The sequence below is a fragment of the Aeromonas sp. 603757 genome, assembly GCF_049171255.1.
Taxonomy (GTDB): Bacteria; Pseudomonadota; Gammaproteobacteria; order Enterobacterales; family Aeromonadaceae; genus Aeromonas; species Aeromonas veronii_A.
The window spans coordinates 1-21312 of record NZ_JAAKOE010000025.1; the positions used below are offsets into that span (position 1 = coordinate 1).

Annotated in this window: 22 protein-coding genes; 15 read left to right on the forward strand and 7 right to left on the reverse strand. The window is 60.7% G+C overall.

The window, feature by feature from the left end:
- Positions 1 to 213 precede the first annotated feature (213 nt).
- From gluQRS to thpR, 4 genes are all read right to left on the reverse strand, one after another.
- The gene (gene gluQRS, locus G5332_RS18590) at positions 214 to 1122 is read right to left on the reverse strand and encodes a tRNA glutamyl-Q(34) synthetase GluQRS (protein ID WP_421311515.1); all 909 of its coding nucleotides are present in this window, start codon (positions 1120 to 1122) and stop codon (positions 214 to 216) included.
- A 111-nt stretch (positions 1123 to 1233) separates the two neighbouring features.
- Positions 1234 to 1683, reverse strand: a complete 450-nt coding sequence (gene dksA, locus G5332_RS18595) for an RNA polymerase-binding protein DksA (protein WP_005335644.1) — start codon at positions 1681 to 1683, stop codon at positions 1234 to 1236.
- 119 nt (positions 1684 to 1802) lie between these two features.
- On the reverse strand, positions 1803 to 2546 hold the full coding sequence (sfsA, locus tag G5332_RS18600; protein ID WP_421311517.1) for a DNA/RNA nuclease SfsA: 744 nt from the start codon (positions 2544 to 2546) through the stop codon (positions 1803 to 1805).
- Positions 2543 to 3085, reverse strand: a complete 543-nt coding sequence (gene thpR, locus G5332_RS18605) for an RNA 2',3'-cyclic phosphodiesterase (RefSeq protein ID WP_201939158.1) — start codon at positions 3083 to 3085, stop codon at positions 2543 to 2545. The genes sfsA and thpR overlap by 4 nt, the downstream gene beginning before the upstream one ends.
- 178 nt (positions 3086 to 3263) lie before the next feature.
- Between thpR and hrpB the strand changes: the two genes are divergently transcribed.
- The 3 genes from hrpB (at position 3264) to G5332_RS18620 (ending at position 8563) form a co-directional block, all read left to right on the forward strand.
- Positions 3264 to 5711, forward strand: coding sequence for an ATP-dependent helicase HrpB (gene hrpB / locus G5332_RS18610; protein WP_421172730.1), 2448 nt, complete (start codon positions 3264 to 3266; stop codon positions 5709 to 5711).
- Positions 5712 to 5784: 73 nt separating this feature from the next.
- Positions 5785 to 8103, forward strand: a complete 2319-nt coding sequence (gene mrcB, locus G5332_RS18615; protein ID WP_421259433.1) for a penicillin-binding protein 1B — start codon at positions 5785 to 5787, stop codon at positions 8101 to 8103.
- A gap of 58 nt (positions 8104 to 8161) precedes the next feature.
- Positions 8162 to 8563 carry a VOC family protein gene (locus G5332_RS18620; protein WP_421259434.1) on the forward strand — a complete coding sequence of 134 codons (402 nt, stop codon included), beginning with the start codon at positions 8162 to 8164 and terminating at the stop codon, positions 8561 to 8563.
- A 78-nt stretch (positions 8564 to 8641) separates the two neighbouring features.
- Here the strand turns inward: G5332_RS18620 and G5332_RS18625 are convergent, their stop codons facing one another.
- Positions 8642 to 8962, reverse strand: a complete 321-nt coding sequence (locus G5332_RS18625) for an SMR family transporter (protein WP_005335659.1) — start codon at positions 8960 to 8962, stop codon at positions 8642 to 8644.
- Complete coding sequence (locus tag G5332_RS18630) at positions 8959 to 9345, reverse strand: DMT family transporter (RefSeq protein WP_005335660.1); 387 nt, start codon at positions 9343 to 9345, stop codon at positions 8959 to 8961. The genes G5332_RS18625 and G5332_RS18630 overlap by 4 nt, the downstream gene beginning before the upstream one ends.
- A 158-nt stretch (positions 9346 to 9503) precedes the next feature.
- Between G5332_RS18630 and G5332_RS18635 the strand changes: the two genes are divergently transcribed.
- The 3 genes from G5332_RS18635 to ppa all read left to right on the forward strand — a co-directional run bounded on the left by G5332_RS18635 (position 9504) and on the right by ppa (position 12823).
- Positions 9504 to 10385, forward strand: a complete 882-nt coding sequence (locus G5332_RS18635) for a LysR family transcriptional regulator (protein WP_421259435.1) — start codon at positions 9504 to 9506, stop codon at positions 10383 to 10385.
- Between the two features lie 110 nt (positions 10386 to 10495).
- On the forward strand, positions 10496 to 12076 hold the full coding sequence (locus G5332_RS18640) for a DUF3369 domain-containing protein (protein ID WP_216952039.1): 1581 nt from the start codon (positions 10496 to 10498) through the stop codon (positions 12074 to 12076).
- 216 nt (positions 12077 to 12292) lie between these two features.
- Positions 12293 to 12823 (forward strand): inorganic diphosphatase, encoded by a 531-nt coding sequence (gene ppa, locus G5332_RS18645; protein ID WP_005335667.1) that lies wholly within the window; start codon positions 12293 to 12295, stop codon positions 12821 to 12823.
- A gap of 28 nt (positions 12824 to 12851) precedes the next feature.
- Here ppa and G5332_RS18650 read toward each other — a convergent pair whose 3' ends face one another.
- Positions 12852 to 13199: a hypothetical protein gene (locus G5332_RS18650; RefSeq protein WP_167557563.1), complete on the reverse strand. Its 348-nt coding sequence runs from the start codon at positions 13197 to 13199 to the stop codon at positions 12852 to 12854.
- A 139-nt stretch (positions 13200 to 13338) separates the two neighbouring features.
- Between G5332_RS18650 and G5332_RS18655 the strand changes: the two genes are divergently transcribed.
- The 9 genes from G5332_RS18655 to G5332_RS18695 all read left to right on the forward strand — a co-directional run bounded on the left by G5332_RS18655 (position 13339) and on the right by G5332_RS18695 (position 21307).
- A complete protein-coding gene (locus G5332_RS18655) occupies positions 13339 to 14229 on the forward strand; it encodes a hypothetical protein (RefSeq protein ID WP_421311519.1) in 891 nt (296 codons plus the stop codon).
- A gap of 220 nt (positions 14230 to 14449) precedes the next feature.
- A complete protein-coding gene (locus G5332_RS18660) occupies positions 14450 to 14992 on the forward strand; it encodes a YtfJ family protein (protein WP_421311521.1) in 543 nt (180 codons plus the stop codon).
- Between the two features lie 44 nt (positions 14993 to 15036).
- Positions 15037 to 15336, forward strand: coding sequence for a DUF2607 family protein (locus tag G5332_RS18665; RefSeq protein WP_103250933.1), 300 nt, complete (start codon positions 15037 to 15039; stop codon positions 15334 to 15336).
- A 31-nt stretch (positions 15337 to 15367) separates the two neighbouring features.
- The gene (locus tag G5332_RS18670) at positions 15368 to 15988 is read left to right on the forward strand and encodes a DUF2796 domain-containing protein (RefSeq protein WP_421311523.1); all 621 of its coding nucleotides are present in this window, start codon (positions 15368 to 15370) and stop codon (positions 15986 to 15988) included.
- 4 nt (positions 15989 to 15992) lie between these two features.
- Positions 15993 to 16682, forward strand: a complete 690-nt coding sequence (locus G5332_RS18675) for an ABC transporter ATP-binding protein (protein WP_115521732.1) — start codon at positions 15993 to 15995, stop codon at positions 16680 to 16682.
- Positions 16676 to 17923 carry an ABC transporter permease gene (locus G5332_RS18680; RefSeq protein ID WP_421311525.1) on the forward strand — a complete coding sequence of 416 codons (1248 nt, stop codon included), beginning with the start codon at positions 16676 to 16678 and terminating at the stop codon, positions 17921 to 17923. Before G5332_RS18675 ends, G5332_RS18680 begins: the two co-directional genes overlap by 7 nt.
- Before the next feature lie 31 nt (positions 17924 to 17954).
- The gene (locus G5332_RS18685) at positions 17955 to 18428 is read left to right on the forward strand and encodes a DUF3299 domain-containing protein (protein WP_026034852.1); all 474 of its coding nucleotides are present in this window, start codon (positions 17955 to 17957) and stop codon (positions 18426 to 18428) included.
- Between the two features lie 104 nt (positions 18429 to 18532).
- Positions 18533 to 19393 (forward strand): TIGR03899 family protein, encoded by an 861-nt coding sequence (locus tag G5332_RS18690; protein ID WP_047439578.1) that lies wholly within the window; start codon positions 18533 to 18535, stop codon positions 19391 to 19393.
- A gap of 276 nt (positions 19394 to 19669) precedes the next feature.
- A complete protein-coding gene (locus G5332_RS18695) occupies positions 19670 to 21307 on the forward strand; it encodes a PAS domain-containing methyl-accepting chemotaxis protein (protein WP_421311527.1) in 1638 nt (545 codons plus the stop codon).
- Positions 21308 to 21312 lie beyond the last annotated feature (5 nt).

Consider the following 21312-nt stretch of genomic DNA (forward strand, 5'->3'; position numbering starts at 1 on the left):
TAGCTCACGCCTAACCAAATGAAAAACCGTGCTGACAATTGATCCCGCATGAAACCGTCCGCCAGCGAAAATAGCGGCCAATCTGCACATAGCTCACACCTGACCAAATGAAAAACCGTGCTGAAAATTGATCCCGCATGAAACCGTCTGCCAGCGAAAATAGCGGTCTATCAGCGCCCAGCTCACGTCCTATTACACGAAAACCGGCTCTCTTTACTCTATGTCCAGCGGGATCTTCTCGCTGGCTGGCACCCGTTCGAGCTGCCAGTTGGCGATGCCCCATTCGATGATCTCGTCGATCCGGCTCGCCATCAGCTCGGGGGGCGGGCACTGGCCGAGGAAGTGCAGCGCCTGCCACAGGGCCGGTCGCACCTCATCGAGCGCCAGGGCCGGCGCATGGTTCTGCTTGGAGAGCTTGTTGCCATCTGCCAGCACCGCCAGCGGTAGATGCACCCAGTCGGGCAACGCTGCACCCAGGGTCTGGTAGAGGGCAATCTGGCGCACCGTGGGTTCGAGCAGATCGGCGCCGCGCACTATCTCGGTGATGCCGCTGTCCATATCATCCACCACCACTGCCAGGTTGTAGGCGTAAAGCCCGTCGCGACGGCGGATAATAAAATCCTCCTCGGCAAGCGCCGCAGGGACCGCGATATGGCCCTGCAAACGATCGTCGAAGTGGTAGACCGGATGGTGCTGCCGCAGCCGGGCCGCGCAACCTTCGGCCGCAAGCCCGAGGGTACGGCAGTGACCACTGTAGAGACCGCCCGCAGCCATGATTTCGCGCCGGGTGCAGCGGCACCAGTAGAGGTCCCCCGCCCGATAGAGCTGGTCGATGATCTCGTCATAACGGCGGTGGCGCGCGCTCTGGAACATCACCTCCCCATCCCACTCGAGGCCATATGCCTCAAGAGTCTTGAGGATCAGGTTCGCTGCCCCTGCCATCTCCCGCGGCGGATCAATATCTTCGATGCGCACCAGCCAGCGTCCCTGCTGCGCTCTGGCCTGCAAAAAGCTGCCGAGGGCGGCGATCAGCGAACCGAAATGAAGCGGGCCTGAGGGTGAGGGGGCAAAGCGGCCGACATAGGGGCGCACAAGGGGTGAGGATGGGGAATTCACTGGCATGACTGTTCGGGTAAGCGATTCATTGAGGCTGCATTCTGGGGCGCGACCGCCAAAAGCTCAATAAAAAAGGGAGCCCGCGAGCTCCCTTTTTCCTATACCAGAGGGTCGGGATCAACCGGCCATCTGTTTTTCCTTGATCTCGGCCAGCGTCTTGCAATCGACACAGAGGTCGGCAGTCGGACGGGCTTCCAGACGACGGATACCGATCTCGATACCGCAGTGTTCGCAGTAACCGAAATCATCGTCTTCAAGCAGCTGCAAGGTCTTCTCGATCTTCTTGATCAGCTTGCGTTCACGGTCGCGGGTACGCAGTTCAAGAGCGAACTCTTCTTCTTGCGCGGCACGATCCACGGGATCCGGGAAGTTGGCAGCCTCGTCTTTCATATGGTCGACGGTACGATCAACTTCCTGCATCAGTTGGTTGCGCCAGGCACCCAGGATCTTGCGAAAATGCGCCTTTTGTTGGTCATTCATGTACTCCTCACCCGGCTTTTCCTGGTAAGGCGCGACACCCGCAATGGCCAGGGGGCCCAGAGATTTCCTGTTTTCGCCTGTTGGCATGCCCTGTCTCCTAATTCAGCACGCTACCCGTGCCATCCATAAATTGAGGGCGACATCTATAGCAGAAGGGTAACGGGTAAGCAAACGAGCCGTACCAATAATGTTACCCACTCCAATATTTATGCACTCCCCTCGGGTAACAGGTGACCAGATTCAAACGGGATAAACCCTTGAGCCACCATGCCTTGCACCCCAACATGGGGCCGATAGCATAAAATTTCAACCCCCGCCGCGATTGCCTGCTCAATTAGCAGACTATAGTGCGGATCTATATGGGTTGCAGGGCGCATCCGGCTTATTCCGGAGTGCAACACCATAAAGAGCAGCACGGCTCTGTGGCCCGCCGCTTTCATCGCCATCAACTCGCGTAAATGCTTGGCACCACGGGCGGTGACCGCATCGGGGAAGTAGCCCATACCAGCCTCCTCCCGCTCGTCGAGCAGGGTGACCGATTTTACCTCGATGTAACAATTGCCCTTCTCGTCATCTTCCAGCAACAGATCGATGCGACTGTTCTCTTCGCCATACTTCACCTCGGTGCGCAACCGGCTGTACCCCGCCAGCGGAGCGATGGCCTCCTGCTCGATCAGCTCCCGGGCAATCTGGTTGGCGCGCGCCGTGTTGACGCAGATAAAGTGGCCCGCCGTGCTCTCGGCGATCTCCCAGCTGTTGAGCAGCTTGCGCTTGGGGTTGTCGGAGGTGGAGTACCAGACCCGGGTGCCCGGATCGGCACAACCGGTCATGGCACCGGTATTGGCGCAGTGGATAGTGATGACCTCGCCGTTATCGAGTTGCACATCGGTCAGAAAGCGCTTGTAGCGGGCCACCAGCTGGCCCGATTGCAAGGGGGGATCAAAGATCACGGGTTAGCCCTCCGCGCGTCTTCTTTTACCCGGGCCTGCAGCGGCCAGCAGGCAAGCGGCTCGTAGCGCACCCCGTCCGGAGTCGAGATGGATTGATAGAGGCAGAACTCATCGGCCTGCAGCAGAAAATTTGGGGCAGGCAGGATGGCAGGGGCCTCGACCGCCTTGCGCGACAGGGTGACATGGGGGCGATAACCCTGCTCGCCATTGCCAAGACGCAACTTCTCACCGTGGCGGCGCAGCGCCTTCGCCAGCACGGTCAGCTCGTTGGGCCACTCCTTCGGGCCAATCCAGGCGGCCTTGGCCCGGCTGAACCAGCCGGTCTCATCCAGCCTGATGGAGAGCGGCGGACAGTGCTGACGCTCCACGGCGGCGATCAGGCGGCGGGTGGTCAACTCGTCAGCCTCACCCAGAAATGCCAGGGTCAGGTGGAGGTTGGCTTGCGGCACCGGCTGACCGGGCCAGGGCAGCTGATCGCGCCAGGCGATGAGCTCGGGGGCGAGCTCCTTGACGGGCAGGGCAAAGAAGAGTTTGGCCATGTGGTGATAATGCCTTTTTCACGCTCATTGGATGGACCCATTCTATGGCAGCCATTCGGCCATGTCTCGCCAGCCTCCCGCACGAGTAGCCATCTGCGCACATCCACTCACGGTGGCGCGGGTGGCTGTGGCAGAATAGGCGCCGTTTTACCGGTTGCTACAAAAGGTGCTCATCGCTTTGTCCCAGCTCCCCATCGTTTCGGTATTGCCCGAACTCTTTGCCGCCCTCGACAGCCACACCAGCGTGATCCTGCAGGCGCCGCCCGGCGCGGGCAAATCGACCCTGCTGCCGCTGGAGCTGGTGCGTCAGAACCGGCTGCCCGGCCGCATCATCATGCTGGAGCCAAGGCGCCTGGCTGCGCGCAATATCGCCACTTTTCTGGCCCGTCAGCTGGGGGAGAAGGTGGGCGAGCGCATCGGCCTGAGGGTGCGTGGCGAGAGCCGCACCAGCTCAGCGACCCGGCTCGAGATCGTCACCGAAGGGGTGCTGACCCGGATGTTGCAGCAAGACCCTGAGCTGACTGGCGTCTCGCTGGTCATCTTCGATGAGTTCCACGAACGCAGTCTGCACGCCGATACCGCGCTGGCCTTCGCCATCGAGAGCCAGCAAGGGCTGCGCGATGACCTAAAGCTCTTGGTGATGTCCGCCACCCTGGATGGCATGGCACTCGAGACCTTGTTGCCGGATGCCCCTGTGGTTCGCTCGGAAGGGCGCGGTTTTCCCATCGACTACCACTACCGCCCCGCCAATCGCCAGCAATGGCTGGAGCCGCAGGTCGGTGCCGTGGTGCTCGAAGCGCTGGCCGAGCAAGATGGCAGCCTGCTGGTCTTTCTGCCGGGACAGGGTGAGATCGAGCGACTGGTGCAATGGTTGGCAGACAAACTGCCGGACGACGTGACCCTCGCCCCCCTCTACGGCCGCCTCGACATGGCGGCGCAGCAGGCAGCCATCGAACCAGCGCCTGCCGGCCGCCGTAAGCTGGTGCTCACCACCAATGTGGCGGAGACCTCCCTCACCATCGAAGGGATTTCGGTGGTGATCGACAGCGGGCTGGAGCGACGGGCTTCCTTTGATCTGAAAAGCGGTGTCACCCGGCTGGAAACCCGCCAGATAGCCAAATCCTCCGCCACCCAGCGGGCCGGTCGCGCTGGCCGTCTCGGCCCCGGTTTCTGCTACCGGCTCTGGAGCAACGAAGTGCAGGAACGGCTCGCCGAGCAGAGCCCGCCAGACATCCTCACTCAGGAGTTGACCAGCCTGTTGCTGGACGCCGCCCAGTGGGGGGCAAAGGTGGAAGATCTGCCGCTTCTCGATATGCCTCCCGCCGCCGCGGTGGCCAGCGCCCAGCGGCTGCTGGTGGCCCTTGGCGCCATGAAGCCGGATGGTGAGCAACAACTCACTCCCGCTGGCCGCGCCATGGCCGCCTTCGGTACTCACCCTCGCCTCGCTCGCATGCTGCTGCGCGCCCGCGAGCTGGAGTCAGAGGGTCTGACAGGGATTGTCGCCGATGCCGCTTATCTGGTGGCGTTGCAGGAAGAAGATCTGCGAGGATCGGAGCGCCTCTCGGTGCTGTTCCACCGCCGTCAAAACGCCCTGCGCCAAAACGCTGCCCGCTGGTTTGAACGGCTTGGCGCCCGCCCTGCCAATGCACAGGGTCAGTGGCTGGGGCTACTCTGTGCCCTCGCCTGGCCGGATCGCATCGGCAAACTGCGCAGCGGCAGTCGCTATCAACTCAGTGGTGGGGTGAGCTGCGATCTGGTAGAAGGTCATCCCTGTCAGGGACAAGCCGCCCTTATCGCTATCGAGATGGGGCAGAACGATCGCGGCAGCCGCATCTTTATCGCCGAACCGGTCGATCTGGACGAGCTGGTACGCCTGCTGCCGGAACTGGTCAGCGAACGGCAGTGGTTCGACTGGGACGAGCGCGAGGAGCGGGTGCGCGCCGAACGCCAGCAGGTGATCGGCGAACTGGTGTTGAGCCAGCGGCCGCTGACCGAACTCTCTGACGAGCAGAAAGGGCGCTGCCTGCTGCAAGGCATTCGCCGCAAGGGGCTGCATGTGCTGCCTTGGGACGAGAGCAGCGAAGGGCTGCTGGCCCGCCTGCGCTGCGCCCGCGACTGGCTGCCCGATGAGGGGTGGCCCGCGATGGATGAGGAAAGTTTGCTTGCCACGCTGGAACAGTGGTTGCTGCCAGCGGTGAGCGGCATGACCCGGCTTGAGCAGTTGAAAAAGCTCAACCTCGGCGACATCCTGCGCCAATCCCTGCCCTGGCCGCAGCCCAAGCGGCTGGACGAGGCGCTGCCGAGCCACTTTGCAGCGCCCACCGGCAGCCGGGTGCGGATCCGCTATCAGCCCGGGCAGGCACCGGTAATCCCGGTGCGCATTCAGGAGATGTTCGGTCAAGGTTCGACCCCCTGCGTGGCAGATGGCAGGGTGCCGCTGGTGGTGGAGCTGCTCTCCCCCGCCCAGCGGCCGCTACAGATCACCGCCGATCTGGCCGCCTTTTGGGCTGGCTCTTACGAGCAGGTGAAGAAAGAGATGAAGGGGCGCTATCCCCGCCACTACTGGCCGGATAATCCGCTGGAAGCGATGCCGACCAAGGTCACCAAAAAGAAGATGGGCATCTAGGTTCGGCGGGTTAATCCCGCTCGAACGTTCGCGAATGCGACATAACAAGTAGAAAGGAAAGCAAAGAGGATTTATGGCAACCCAACGACGCAAGCGTGCCCCCAAGAAGGCAGCGCCCAAACGCACCATCTGGCGCAAGCTGTTCTGGCTTGGCTTCAAGCTCTCCCTGGTGGTGGCGGCCTTTATGGTGGTGTTTGGCATCTACCTCGATACCAAGGTGCGCGAGCGCTTCGATGGCGAGAAGTGGCAGTTGCCAGTGATGGTTTACAGCCGCCCGCTGGAGCTCTACCCCAGCCAGCGCCTGTCGCGGGACCAGATGCTGCGCGAGCTCAATATGCTGAGCTACAAGCAGGTGCGCCAACCTCACACGCCGGGTGAATACACTATCAACGGCAACCGCATCGAGCTGATTCGCCGTCCGTTCGAGTTCTATGATGGCGCCGATGGAGCCCGCGGCCTGCGCCTCACCTTCAACGGCCCGCGCCTTGAGGGGATCCAGTCGCTGGAGAACCAGCGCCAGCTCGGTTACGCCCAGATGGACCCGGTGCTGCTCGATCGCCTCAACACCGAAGATCGGGAAGATCGCCTGCTGGTGCGCATCGCCGAAGTGCCCGACAGCCTGCTGGTGACCCTGCTCACCACCGAAGATCGCGACTTCTACCAGCATGGCGGCGTCTCGCCGGTGGCCATCATGCGCGCCATGTTCGCCAACCTGGTCGCGGGTCGCACCGTGCAGGGGGGCAGTACCCTGACCCAGCAGCTGGCCAAAAACTTCTTCCTGACCCGTGAGCGCAGCCTGTGGCGAAAACTGCAGGAAGCCTATATGGCGGTTCTGATCGACTATCGCTACAGCAAGGACGAGATCCTCGAGTCCTACCTCAACGAGGTCTATCTGGGGCAGAACTTCTCGCAAGGGGTCTATGGTTTCGGCCTCGCCTCCTACTTCTACTTCGGCATTCCGGTCAACGAGCTGGATATCGATCAGGTCGCCCTGCTGGTCGGTCTGGTGAAAGGCCCCTCCTATTACGACCCATGGCGCTTCCCGGAGCGAGCCAAGACCCGCCGTGATCTGGTGCTGAAGCTGCTGATGGATCACGGCAGCCTGACCCAGGCCGAGTATGAACTGGCCAGCCGCCAACCCCTCGGCATCATCGCCCGTGGCCAGATGAGCTATGGCCGCACCCCGGCCTTTATGGGACTGCTCAAGCGGGAGATCCAGAGCCGCTTCGGCGCCGATCTGCTCAAGCAGTCCGGCCTCAAGATCTTCACCAGCCTCGATCCCATCGCCCAGCACGCGGCCGAGCGAGCGGTCGAATCGGGCCTCGCCGATATCGAGAAACTGCGCGGCAAGAAGAAGCTGGAGGCGGCCATGGTGGTCTCCGACTGGCACAAGGGCGAAGTGGTGGCGCTGGTGGGTGGCCGCGATCCCCGCTACGCAGGGTTCAACCGGGCGCTGGATGCCCGCCGCCAGATCGGCTCGCTGGTGAAACCGGCGGTCTACCTGACCGGTCTATCCAACGGCCTGACCCTGGCGACCCCGCTCAAAGATCAGCCGATCCGCATTCGCGGTCAGGATGGTCAGGTCTGGACGCCGCAAAACTACGATCGCAAGTTCCGCCAGAGCGTGCCGCTGATGGATGCGCTGGCCAGCTCACTCAACGTGCCGACCGTCAATCTGGGTCTGCAGGTGGGGCTGGAAAAAGTGGTCGACACCCTGCACAAGCTGGGAGTCCAGCAGGAGATCCAGCCCTATCCGTCGCTGGTGCTGGGGGCGGTGGCCCTCTCCCCGCTGGAGGTGAACCAGATGTATCTGCCCATCGCCAATCAGGGGCTAACCCAGCCGCTGTCGGCCATTCGCGCCGTGGTGAACGGGGATGGCAGCCTGCTCTATCAGCATGATCAGACCGCCAAGCGGGTCACCGACCAGCAGGCAAGCTGGCTGACCCTGTTCGCCATGACCAAGACGGTGAGTCAGGGCACGGCCCGCGCGCTCAGTGCCAAGTTCCCCGGCGCCACCATGGCGGCCAAGACAGGCACTACCAACGAGCTACGCGACTCCTGGTTTGCCGGGATGGACAACAACGAACTGGTCAGTATCTGGGTCGGTCGCGACGACAACACCCCGGCGGGCTTGACCGGTGCCAGTGGTGCTCTGCAGCTCTTTAGCGGCTACATGAGCCAGCGCGGCGTCAACAGTCTGGGACTGAAGATGCCGGAAGGGGTCACCTGGGCCAACTTCTCCCGCGCCAGCGGCACCCGCGTCGCCAGCGACTGCCCGGGCAGCCTGCAGGTGCCGGCCAAGGCATCCACCATGGGCTCCCCGGCTGGCTGCGCCAGCAGCGCGACGCCGCGCAGTGCGCTGGATGACTGGTTCGGCGGTTTCTTCAACTAGATCTACGACACGGGCAGCGCAGGCTGCCCGTTCACTATGCTGCTGACAAGGAAACACCATGACCTTTCCGCTGTTTGACGCCATCCACCATGTGGCCATCATCGCCAGCGATTACCCACGCTCGCGCCACTTCTACCACGAGGTGCTGGGGCTGCCCATCATCGCCGAGACCCTGCGCGAAGCGCGCCAGTCATGGAAACTGGATCTGGCCCTGCCGGACGGCAGCCAGCTGGAGCTGTTCAGCTTCTCCTCGCCTCCCGAGCGCCCCTCCCGCCCCGAGGCGTGCGGCCTGCGCCATCTCGCCTTTCGGGTCAGCGATCTTGACCGGGTCATCGCCCACCTGCTGGCCCATCGGGTCGAGGTAGAGCCGGTACGGGTGGACGAGCTGACCGGCAAGCGCTTTACCTTCTTCGCCGACCCCGACGGCCTGCCGCTGGAGCTCTACGAAGCGCCGCGCTGAGCCTGAGTCGGTCAAACAGTCGGCCAAACAAAAAGCCGCCCGGCGAAACCGGGCGGCTTTTGTTATTGCTTCAGATTATCAGGCGGTAGTCAGCATAACGACTGCCAGCGCCATCACCATCATGCCAGCCCAGCCGATGGGCTTGAGCCGCTCACCGAAGAAGAGCAAACCGCCCAGCGCCGTACCGACGATGCCGATAGCCCCCCAGGTGGCGTAGGCAACAGCCAGGTCAATCTGGCCGCCACTTACCGCTTCCGAGAGCAGGGTAAAGGCGCCGAGTACCAGCATGATCCCCAGGAATCCCCACCCCTTGTAACGAAAACCCTTGGAGCGGTTGATGGCCATGTTGGCGCCGATATCGATCAGTGCGGCACCCAGTACAATCACAAACGGACTCATGCTGTGGCCTCCGCTTCTACTGACTTGTCTGCGGGCTCATCATGGGTCTCCCCCATGGTCACCATAACAATCCCCACTATCGCGAGAGCCAGGCCAATCAGCTCCTGAACGGTCACATCGTAACCAAGGAACATGACCGACACTATGGTGATCAGGGTGATCCCGAGCCCCTCCCAGAGCGCAAACGCAATACCAATGGAGATTGTTTTGGCGGCTTTCGCCAGCAACCAGTACGAGAAACCGATCAACAGCCACATCGGGATGTAATTCATCCAGCCTGCCCCCTGCTCGGGGATCATGGCCATGCTGGAGGTACCGGCGACCTCGGTCACGATGGCGCCGGTCAAAAACAGCCGGGCCAGAAACATACGACTTAATAACATATAAGATGCCTTTGTTGCTTCGACGGGAGAGATGGTAAACGGGGAGAAGCAACTCGCGACAATCGCTCAGCGTCGATTATTCCGACGCCGCAGGTTTGCCTTGCCTTGGTTCGGCACGCTAAGGTGATGGTGAAAAACTCCGCCACAGCCTGTAAAACATGAAGCTATATCAAATAGAACTCTTTGTAGAGTCCGCCAATAGCGGCTCTATTGCCAACACCGCCCGTCGCCTCGGCAAAAGCCGCAGCGCCGTCAGCACCGCCATCGCGGCGCTGGAAGTTGAGCTTGGCGTCGAACTTTTTGAACGAGGTGCCAATCAGAGTCGCCTGACCGAGATCGGTGAGCTGGTGCTAGATGATTGCACCCGCCTGCTGCAGGCAGCCAACAGCCTGCAGCAGAAGTGCAAACATTACGCCTCGGGGGCCGAAGTGGCGCTGCGAGTCGCCCGCGATGACGCGATTCCCGAACCGGTGTGGCGCGAGATGCTGGCCAGCCTGCACAATCAGTTTCCCGGCACCAGTATCTCGCTAGTGCTCGCCTCTCCGCCCGAACTGCCGGCGCTGGTGGAAGAGGGATTCGTCGATGCCGCTTTTGGCCTTATCACAGAAGATCAGGAGCGCAGCGGCCTCAATATCGACGTGCTCAACCCGATCCGCACCCTGATGGTGGTGGCCCCCAGCCATCCGCTGGCCGGACTGAAGCGGGTCAAACAGCAGGATCTGACCGATCACACCCAGGTCACTCTCTCGTATGTAGATGAATTTTCTGTAAAAAGCCTGCTACCTGTGGGAGGCCAGCATATAGGTCTCTCCAGCTTCGAGTTGATGCGCAACGCGGTCCTCGATGGGCTGGGCTGGGCAGTTCTCCCCTCGCCACTTATCCAGAGCCAGCTGCGACAAGGCACCCTGCTGACCCTGAAGCACAAGTTCAGCCTGCAGTGGCGAGACTATGGCGTCTATCTGGCAGAAAATGCCTATCACGGCAAAGTATTGGCCTGGTTGAAAAAATCGATCCAGAGTTATCTTGAGCCTTTCGAGTAAAGATGAAAGAGGCGGTGCCAGCTCACGATATCTGCTTATCCTGATGATCCTGACAGAGGTGATCGTGCATACTCTTCACATACTCATTGAGCGCCGGAGGCGTAACCGATATGAGCAGTGCCCAAGACAAGGACGATATCTGGCTGGATGACGACATCATCGAACTCGATGATGAAGAGGTCGTGGTCCCCAAGGCACTCAATCCCTGGCAAGTGCTGATCGTGGATGATGAGCCGGATATTCATCACGCCACCCGGCTTGCCCTCTCCAATATTCAATACAAATCTCGCCCGCTCGAGCTGCTCAACGCCTATAGTGGTGCAGAAGCCGCCACCATGCTGGAGGCCAATCCCAGGATTGCCCTGATCCTGCTGGATGTGGTGATGGAGACCGAAGATGCCGGTTTGCGGCTGGTGCACCGGATCCGCAACGAGATGCGCAACTCGCTGGTGCGGATCGTGCTGCGTACCGGCCAACCCGGTCAGGCACCGGAACAAAGGGTGATCCTCGATTACGACATCAACGACTACAAGACCAAGACCGAGTTGACGGTACAAAAACTCTTCACCACCGTCATCGCCTCCCTTCGCTCCTACGAAACCCTCAGCGCCATCGACAAGAGCCGACAGGGACTCGGCAAAATTCTGGAGGGCGCGGGCGATCTCTACCATCTCCATTCACTCAAGGAGTTTGCTTCCGGCGTGCTCAAACAGATCAGCGCCATTCTCGATGTGGGCACCGAAGGGGCCATCTGTGCCGAACGCCGTCCAGGCGAACATGGGCTTGAGATCCTGGCGGCAACCGGAGACTACGAGGCGCTGCTGGAGGAGAAGAGCCTTGATGAATTTTCTGCCCTGAAAGAGTCGGTCATGAAGGCGTTAAACGAGCGCTGCAACCGCTTTGAACACCCGCAGGACTCTCTCTATATCGCCGCCCAGAATGGCCGCGAGTTCGTGTTGAGCTTCACCCCGACCCAGCCTCTGGATCCTCTCGAGTGCGACCTGCTGGATGTCTTCTGCCAGCGCATCTCGGCGGCCTACGACAATCTCTATCTCTACAACCAGCTGCTTCGTGCCCAGGAGGCCACCGTGGTGGCGCTGGCGGCGCTGGCGGAGTTTCGTGATTCCGATACCGGCGAGCATGTCTTGCGGGTGCAGAAGCTCTCGGATGCCATCGTGGCCGAATTGAAGCAGATGGCGGTCTACCCGGAGCAACTGACTCCGGAGTTTGTCGAAATGATCGGTATGGCTTCCATCCTGCACGATGTGGGCAAGGTGGGCACCCCGGACCATATCCTGCACAAGCCCGGCCGTTTCGACCCGGAAGAGCGGGCCATCATGGAGCAGCACGCCGGTATCGGCGCCAATATCCTGCACAAGGCGGGCGAAATGGTGGAGGGAACCAGCTACCTCTCGCTGGGGGCAGAGATCGCCCGGGGCCACCATGAGCACTTCGATGGCAAGGGCTACCCGCAGCAGCTGGCTGGCCAGCAGATCCCGCTGTCGGCGCGGATTGTGGCGGTAGTCGATGTGTTCGATGCCCTGCTCAGCAAGCGCCCCTACAAGGAGCCCTGGACGCTGACGCAGACCATGGAGTATATCCAGTCCCGCTCCGGTACCCAGTTTGACCCTCATGTAGTGACAGCCCTGTCGCGACTGGTCAACGAGTCGAGACTCCCCTACTCGCTCTGACCCTCTTTACTCGCAACTCCACATGCTCTGCCGGTGACCTTGCTCACCGGCAGAGCATCAAAACAGCCGTTTTGTTGCATCCCGCACACATCAAAGTGCCGCAAAGCGGAAACATCCCCCTTCTTTGTTAACGATAACCGCTGAAATATGGTCATTTAACATCACATCGCTATAATATCGGCCTGCAAACCTGATACTAACAACGAAGGAATTATCATGAGCCTGAACCTGGTACCGGCTGGCAAGAGCCTGCCCGACGATATCTATGTCATCATCGAAATCCCGCAGAATGCCGACCCGATCAAATACGAAGTCGACAAGGACAGCGGTGCTATTTTCGTTGATCGCTTCATGTCTACCCCGATGTTCTATCCGTGCAACTACGGCTACGTGAACGCGACCCTCTCTCTGGATGGTGACCCCGTCGACGTACTGGTTCCGACCCCCTACCCGCTGCTGGCCGGCTCCGTCATTCGCTGCCGCCCGGTTGGCGTGCTGAAGATGACCGACGAATCTGGCGAAGATGCCAAGATCGTTGCCGTGCCGCACTCCAAGCTGACCAAGCAGTACGACCACATCCAGGATGTGAACGATCTGCCGGAACTGCTGAAAGCCCAGATCCAGCACTTCTTCGAGCGATACAAAGAGCTGGAAGCGGGCAAATGGGTCAAGGTGGAAGGTTGGGGCGACAAGGCCGCTGCCGAAGCCGAGATCAAAACCTCTGCCGAGCGTTACGCTGCCAAGTAAGCATCACTCGGTTTGTAAAAAAGGCGCCTTATGGCGCCTTTTTTGTCGGTGTTTGCGGCAGCAGACCGGCCGCCTCTTCGGCAGGATTGCCCTGAATGTATATTTCACGGCCATCTTTCTGGTAGGGACGATAGTAATCACCGCCACAGCGATAGCCGCCGCCCGGCTGGCTCATCAGCTCGCAGTTGACCGGCAACACCTCCAGCCACTTGATGGCCTGCTGGTAGCGCAGCCACTCCTGCCATTCGTGTTCGCGCGCCAGCTGGTCACGCAGGGCAAAGGTATCCGCAACGGACATCCCCTTGTTGACGATCACCTGACCCGCCATGGCTGGCAGGCTGAGCAGCCCAAACAGCACTATGATCCAAGGCTTCATAACCCCTCCAGAGTGACTTAATTTCACAATTAAATTAAAAGTCACATCAATCTGTTATCCAGATCACAAAACGAAACATCACCAAAGTGGTGCCGGCTCACCTAGTTGTTAATTATCGTCCACGGCAGGAAGCACCACCATGAAGCTGACCCCCGCGCTGTTGCTCAGCCTCACTCTCTACACCACCCTTGGCGCCACAAGCAACGCCAGCGAGATCAACATGAGCTGGCAGTGGCAATCCACCGATGGCCAGCGCAAGCACTTCCAGCTGACCACCGACGATCAGGTGATGGCCGCCAGTCGCCACGAGATGAGCCTGCTGAAGGCCTCTCTCACCAATCCGCTGGAGACCCTTTACGCCTATATCAGCCCACGGCTCTACAACAGCATCAACCTGATCAATCAGAGCAGCCCCGAGACAGCTACCAAGTTTCGCAATCTGGAGCAGGCCTTCACCCTGCGGGACGACAGCATGGAGTCGCTGCTATTCTGGCAAGCCTACCAACAGTATCAGGAGGATGCCTTCTACCAGATGAGGGTGATCCCCTGCGTCCATCCGGCCAATCGCAAACTGCCTTGCGTGCGACCCGATTACTCCCAGCTCTTCTACCACTTCAAAGGGCACCTCAAGCCGCTGGCGCAGCAGTTTGCGGCCAAGGATCTCGCCACCAGCGTCAGCCTGCTGCAGGAGTGGCTGAACGCCATCCCCACCCAGCCGGAGCAGCTGGATCACTTCGCGCCGCCGCTACAGGCACTGCAAGATAACAAGGCCGACAGCGACGAGAAGGCGCTGCTGATGGCCAGTCTGCTGGCGGAGCTGGCCCCGCAATATGTGCTCAGCATCATCTATCCGGATATCAGCATCGGCAGCGTCTCCCCTGCCTGGTTGGCCATTACGGCAGACAGTGGCATACCCGGTGATGTGGTGGTGATCAACAATCAGCGCCATGTGCTGCTGACCGGCTCGTCCCTGTTGGCCCAGCAGATGACCATGGCCAAGATCCCCCTCATCAGCGAATCGCTCTACTGACGCAGACAGCTCAGACCAGCAGCCAATTCATTGATTTTTATTGATGTCATGCCATCCTAGCCGCCCTTGCCAGCCAACCACCTGACTGGCGGGGCGCCGACGCTTCTGAATTGCGATCTTATTTAACACTTTTTAAACAGATCCGATCAGTTTAGGATGAAGCTCGCCCATTCCCTCAATCCGAAACTCGTTATAACATAACAAATGGAGTGTCATCAGGATGAAACATCTCGTACTTACTTTGGCGCTGCTGCCATCTCTGGTCTTTGCTCACAACTTCAAGGATGGCAACCCGGTGCCGCTGGTCAATGTCAGCGACAAGGGTGAGCTGGTACTGAACGGCAAGGATATCGGCTACCAGCCGTGGCAGAGCACCTCGCTCACCGGCAAGGTGTTCCTGATCCAGCATATTGCCGGTCGCTCCAGTGCCAAGGAGCTGAACGCCCCGATGATCGAGGCGATCAAGGCCGCAAAGCTGCCGCAAGACAAGTACCAGACCGTTACCGTCATCAACAGCAATGACGCCATCTGGGGTACCTCCGGCTTCGTGAAGAGCAGTGCCGAGGACAGCAAGAAAGAGTTCCCCTGGTCCGCCATGGTGCTGGATGCCAAGGGCATGGCGCGTAACGCCTGGGCTCTGACGCCGGAAAGCTCGGCGATCATCCTGCTGGATAAAGAGGGCAAGGTGCTGTTTGCCAAAGATGGCCAGCTCGATGCCAACAACATTGCTACCGTGATGGGGCTCATCAAGTCCCATCTCTAAGTCAGAGAGAAAGGGCGCTGATGGCGCCCTTTCCATAAGGGTCTATGGGTCGTATCAAACTGAAAATCTGGATCTTGCTGCTGGGCTGGTTATGGCTGCAGCCAGCCCTTGCCCGGCACCAGTTTGAATCCGCCCTGCCCGGCCACGACGACCATCACTGCCTGGTTTGCGCCCTCCATCTGGATGGCAAGCAGGTCATCACCGCTACCCCCTATTGTTTCCCCGGTTCGACCTCTGTTCTGCCCGCAGTTTCAATCATGCAACGCTCGGCAGATACCGCCACGCTTCACAGCTATGCCATCCGTGCGCCACCACTCTCCGCTTTTATCTATCCCTTTGTTTAATTTCGCTATTTGTTTTGAAAAAGGATTAAAGATGAAAGCAGTTACTCTGTTGCTGGCGGTAGCCACCTTTGCCGCGCACGCCAATCACGACGAACACGAGAGCCACAGCCATGGCGCCCACGAGCATGGCCACGGCCACCTCAATCTGGTGGTCGATGGCGATCAGCTGATGATCGAACTGCAGGCACCCGCAGCCGATCTGGTGGGCTTCGAGCACGCCGCCAAGAGCGATGAAGAGAAGGCTCAGTATGCCAAGGCGGTCGCCCGCCTCCAGCAGCCTGACGCCCTGTTCCGCTTCGACCCGGCGGCGGGCTGCAAACTGACCCAGCAGGAGCTGCAGGCCGCCAAAGAAGAGCATGATCACGACCATGACCATGACCATGACCATGACCATGACCATGACCATGACCATGACCATGACAAGGCTGCCAGCGACAAACATGAAGACCACCATGATCATGACGAAGCGGGTCACGCCGATATGGGCGCCATGTACACCTACACCTGCGCTACGCCGGCCAAACTGACCGGCCTTGAGGCGACCCTGTTCAGCGTCTATCCGAGCCTTGAGAAGCTGAGCGTGCAGGGCATTCTGCCTACCGGCCAGACCGCTGGCGAGCTGACCCCGTCCGCCAACAAGCTGAGCTGGTAACGCCATGAAAAAAGCCGTGGTTGAGATCCGCGATCTGGCCTTTGCCTGGCCAGGTGGCGACGCTGTACTCGATCTGCCCGCCCTCACTATCCGCGAGGGTGAGCGGGTCTTTATCAAGGGCCCGTCAGGCTCCGGCAAGTCGACCCTGCTCGGGTTGCTGGCCGGGATCCAGACCGCCAACCACGGCACCCTGGAGGTGCTGGGCCAACCATTGGCCCGGCTCTCTGGCCGTGCCCGTGACCACTTCAGGGCGGCCAATCTGGGTTATATCTTCCAGCAGTTCAATCTGCTGCCTTTTCTCTCGGTGCAGGACAACGTGACTGCTGCCCTCACCTTCTCGCCCGCCAAACGGGCCCGCCTGCAAGGGAGTCCGGAGCAGGAGGCGCGCCGTCTGCTGGCGGAGCTGCAACTGCCGGACGACGCGCTGCATCGCCCCGTCCATGCCCTCAGCATCGGCCAGCAGCAGCGGGTTGCCGCCGCGCGGGCGCTGATCGGCTCGCCGCCACTGGTGATCGCCGACGAGCCCACCTCGGCCCTCGACACCGACAACCGGGCGGCCTTTATCAAGCTGTTGTTCGAGGAGTGCGACAAGCAGGGCTCGACCCTGATCTTCGTCAGTCACGACCCTTATCTCGAACCCCTGTTCCCGCGGGTCGAAAACCTGCAACAGCTCAACCGGAAGGCATCATGCTAAAGCTAGCCCTACAAAGTCTCTGGGCCCGCCGACTCACCGCCGGGCTCACCCTGCTGGCCGTAGCCATCAGCGTCACCCTTCTACTCGGGGTGGAGCGGGTGCGCACCCAGGCCCGCGAAAGCTTCTCCAATACCGTCTCGGGAACCGATCTCATCGTCGGTGCCCGCTCTGGTCAGGTGAACCTGCTGCTCTACTCGGTGTTTCGCATCGGCAACCCCACCAACAACGTGGGGTGGGACTCCTATCAGGCCATCAAGCAGAAACCCGGCGTCGCCTGGACCATCCCGCTTTCGCTTGGTGACTCCCACAAGGGATTTCGGGTGCTCGGCACCAATGGCGACTACTTCACTCACCTGAAATACGGTCAGCAACAGTCGCTGCAATTGCGGGAAGGGCGGCCATTCGACACGCCGTTTGAAGCTGTGCTCGGCTCTCAGGTGGCCGAGAAGCTCGGCTATCACCTTGATCAATCCATCGTCATCGCCCACGGCGCTGGCAACACCTCGTTCAGCCAGCACGACAACCTGCCATTCAAGGTGGTGGGTATACTGGCGCCGACCGGCACGCCCATCGATCGCACCATCCATGTGCCGCTGGCGGGGATTGAGGCGATCCATCTGGGCTGGGATACCGGCCGCCACAGCAAGAACGTGACGCCGGAGCAGGCGCTGGCGCAGGATCTCACCCCGAAAACCATCACCGCCTTTATGGTGGGCTTGAGCAACCGGATCCTGGCGTTCCAGCTGCAGCGCAGCGTCAACACCTATCCCAAGGAGCCGCTGATGGCGATCCTGCCGGGGGCCGCCCTGCAGGAACTGTGGAGCCTGATGAGCGTGGCGGAAACCGCGCTGTCGGTGATCGCCGGTTTCGTGGTAGTCGCGGGTCTGATCGGCATGCTGACTACCTTGCTGGCGGGGCTTAACGAGCGGCGCCGGGAGCTCGCCATCTTGCGCTCCCTCGGTGCGGGCCCTGCCCACCTGTTCCTGCTGCTGGCGCTGGAAGCGATGGCGCTGACCACGGTTGGCATCGCTCTCGGGGTCGCAGTGCTCTATCTGGGGCAGGGGCTTGCCTCGCCCTGGCTGCTCAGCCACTATGGCCTGCAACTGAGTCTGGGGCTGCCGAGCACCTACGAGTGGCAATTGCTGGGGGTAGTCTGGCTGGCAGGCATGGTGATCGGCCTGCTCCCTGCTGCACGCGCTTACCGCTACAGCCTGAGCGATGGCATGAGCATTCGCGTCTAGCGAGACGCCCAAAATTGAAACAGAAGGACAGATGATGAAGTGGAAAATTGTGGCGCTGCTCGCCAGCCTGCTGGTGCTGCCCGCCCTGGCCGCCGATTACAAAACCATCGACTGGGATGTTCTCATCCCGGAAGGGGAGAAACTGCTGCCACCGCCCCAGGTCAATCACGAAGATCCCATGTCGGTGCCGCAACCGGTGGGTGGGGTAAACAAGAAGCTGGACAACCAGGATGTGCGCATTCCGGGCTTTGTGGTGCCGCTGGAAGGGGATGCCAAGAAGATCACCGCCTTCCTGCTGGTGCCCTACTTCGGCGCCTGCATCCATGTGCCGCCGCCCCCCACCAATCAGGTGATCTATGTGAGCTACCCCAAGGGGGCGCCGGTGGATGATCTGTGGGATGCCATCTGGGTGAAGGGCAAGATGCGCACGGTCAGCTCCAGTCACGAGATGGCCACCGCCTCCTATTCGATGGAAGCGGTCGAGGTGAGTGTCTACGAGGAGTAATTCTCCCATTGTAAAAAAAGCGGCCTCCACGGAGGCCGCTTTGTTATCTTGGCATCCCGGTTGGAGTAACATTCAGCTCCAGAACCTGTGCGAATGGAGTCAGCATGGCAGACCTCCCCCCCCCGAAAAAAGAGAGTTCGATCCTGAGCAGCCAGGAGCAGACCCTGCGTCTGGCCCGCAGTCGCGGTATCGACGGCATGCTCACCCGCAATACCGACAGCACCTTCGAACAGCGCGCCACCTTTCGCCATCTGGCGGATCAGGCCGCCCGCCAGCGCAATCTGGAAGCCATCATGGTGATGGCCTCCCGCCACTGCGAAGAGACCGCGGCTGGCGGCGAGATGGACAGCGACTGGCTGACCCGCTTTCTGCAACTGGCGGAAGATATCAGCATGGTGCCGATGCAGCAGCTGTGGGGGCGGATCTTCGCGCTGGAAGTCGCCACGCCGGGCCGCTTCTCCATTCGAGCGCTCGCCACCCTCAAAGAGATGACCCAGCGCGAGGCCCAGCTGTTTCAGCGCATCTGTTCACTGACTTGCCACTACACAGGCAGCGACGAGCAGCGACTGCTGCTGGGGCTGCACAAGGGGGCCACCCTGCTGAGCCGCGCCAAAGCAACCCGCCTTGGCCTTGGCAAATACCGACTGCCCTACAACGCCCTGCTGCAACTGTTTGAGCTCGGGCTGCTGCATCGCGCCGAGCTGGAATCCGGCCCGCTGCCCGCCGATGGGGTCGAGCTGGAGTTCGGCAACCAGCGCTGGCGGCTGCAGTGCAAGCAGAACAACATCACCCTGCTCTACTACCGGCTCACCCCGGTGGGCAACGAGCTCGCCCAGCTGCTGCAAGAGTCGCCGCTGGAGGAGTACCTGCAGGATCTGAAAACCGTGCTGGTGCAGGGGATCCAGATTGAAGTGATGCAGCTCGTCAGCGCCCCCTCCTCACCCGCTCCCGACCCTCTCCCCTGATCTCTGGCGGGGCAGCTGATGCCCCGTCGGTTCATGGCTCCTTCGCATCCAGCTGCTGGCTCCAAGCTTATGGGCTTGTCCAGAATAGGTTGCAAATTGCAGATGCCGCAGAGGCATACCTCGTCAGCTCCGTTGCATATTGCAAACAGCAACGTTCTTTTCCTGCCAAAACGGCACTAATAACATATCAATCATTAGCTTTTGCCAGCTGGCCCACCCCTTGCAGATGTCTTGATGTAGATCAAAATCTAACCATCACAGCTCGGGAGTAAGGCCATGAGAATCAATCAACCGGTTACCCAAAGAGAACGTCTCTATCCAGACCACCAGAGCCTGATCTCCACCACGGATCTGGAGAGCCGCATCACCTACGCCAACGAGGAGTTCTGCGAGATAGCAGGCTTCTCGCTCGACGAGCTGGTGGGGGAACACCACAATCTGGTGCGTCATCCTGACATGCCGAAACAGGCCTTTGCCGATCTGTGGAACCATATCCGCGAAGGCAAGAGCTGGATGGGGCCGGTGAAAAATCGCTGCAAGAGTGGCGATCACTACTGGGTCAGCGCCTTTGTCACCCCCATCAAGGATGCCAGCGGCCGGGTGGTGGAGTATCAGTCGGTACGCACCGCCCCGAGCGAGGAGATCAAACAGCGGGCCGAGAAGGTCTATGCCGACCTTCGCAACAACAAGCTGCCGCTGGCGCTCAAGTTGCCCACCTTCTCCCATACCCTGGCCATCAACCTCTGTCTGCTGCTGAGCCTGCTCGCCATGTTTGCGCTGGGCTACAGCCACGACATGAACTGGCAACTGGCGCTGGCCGCCCTGCCGCTGGCGATAGCGGCCATCACCCTGAATGCCCTCTCCCGCCGCCTCGGCAAGCTCAACAAGATGGCCCGCAGCCGCTTTGACAACCCGCTGATGCAACTGCTCTACACCAACAAGGTGGACAACATCGCCGCCATCGAACTCTCGATGGTGATGAATCAGGCCGAGTTCAACGCCGTGCTGGCCCGCACCCAGCAGACTTGCAGCAAGATCCTGCAGGCCGCCGAAGGGGATCTGCGCAACGCCGAATCCATCACCGACAACCTGCAACAGCAGCAGGCCGAAACCAATCAGGTAGCGACCGCCGTGACCGAGATGTCGGAATCCATTCGCGAGGTGTCACAAAGCTCGACTGACTCCTCCAGCCTGCTGGACGAGACCGCCGACCTGTTCAAGAGCGGCAACCACAGCGTGGCCGAAACCGTGGCTGCCGTGGCGGGTATGAACAGTGAACTTACCACCTCCAAGAGCGTGATCAGTGCGCTGGTCGGCCACTGCCGCGATATCGATGGCATCCTTGATGTGATCAACAACATCGCCAACCAGACCAACCTGCTGGCCCTCAATGCCGCCATCGAAGCGGCACGGGCTGGCGAAGCGGGTCGCGGCTTCTCGGTAGTGGCCGACGAGATCCGCACCCTCGCCATCAAGACCCAATCCTCGACCAGCGAGATCCAGAAGATGATCACCGAGCTGCAAACCAGCGCCGGGGATGCAGAACAGGCGATGGAGAAGGGCTGCCAACTCTCCGAAAGCTGCCAGCAAAAAGCCTCGGCGACCGGCACCATCCTGCAGCAGATCAACGATATGCTGCAGCAGGTCGCCTCCGGCAGCGGCCAGATTGCCCAGGCGGTACAGGAGCAGTTCCACGTCACCGCCGAGATCAACCGCAACGTGCTCAGCATCAAGACCCTGGCCGATGACTCCAGCGTCGGCAGCCAGCACGCCGTGCACGGCATCACCCAGCTGGTCAACCAGTTGAGCGATCTTGACCGGCTGGTACGCCAGTTCCAGAAGGGGGCTCCGGCAACCCAAAGCCGCTACGAAGTGGCCACCACCCGCGCCGTGCCGGTTCGCCAAGCCAGATAGCCACT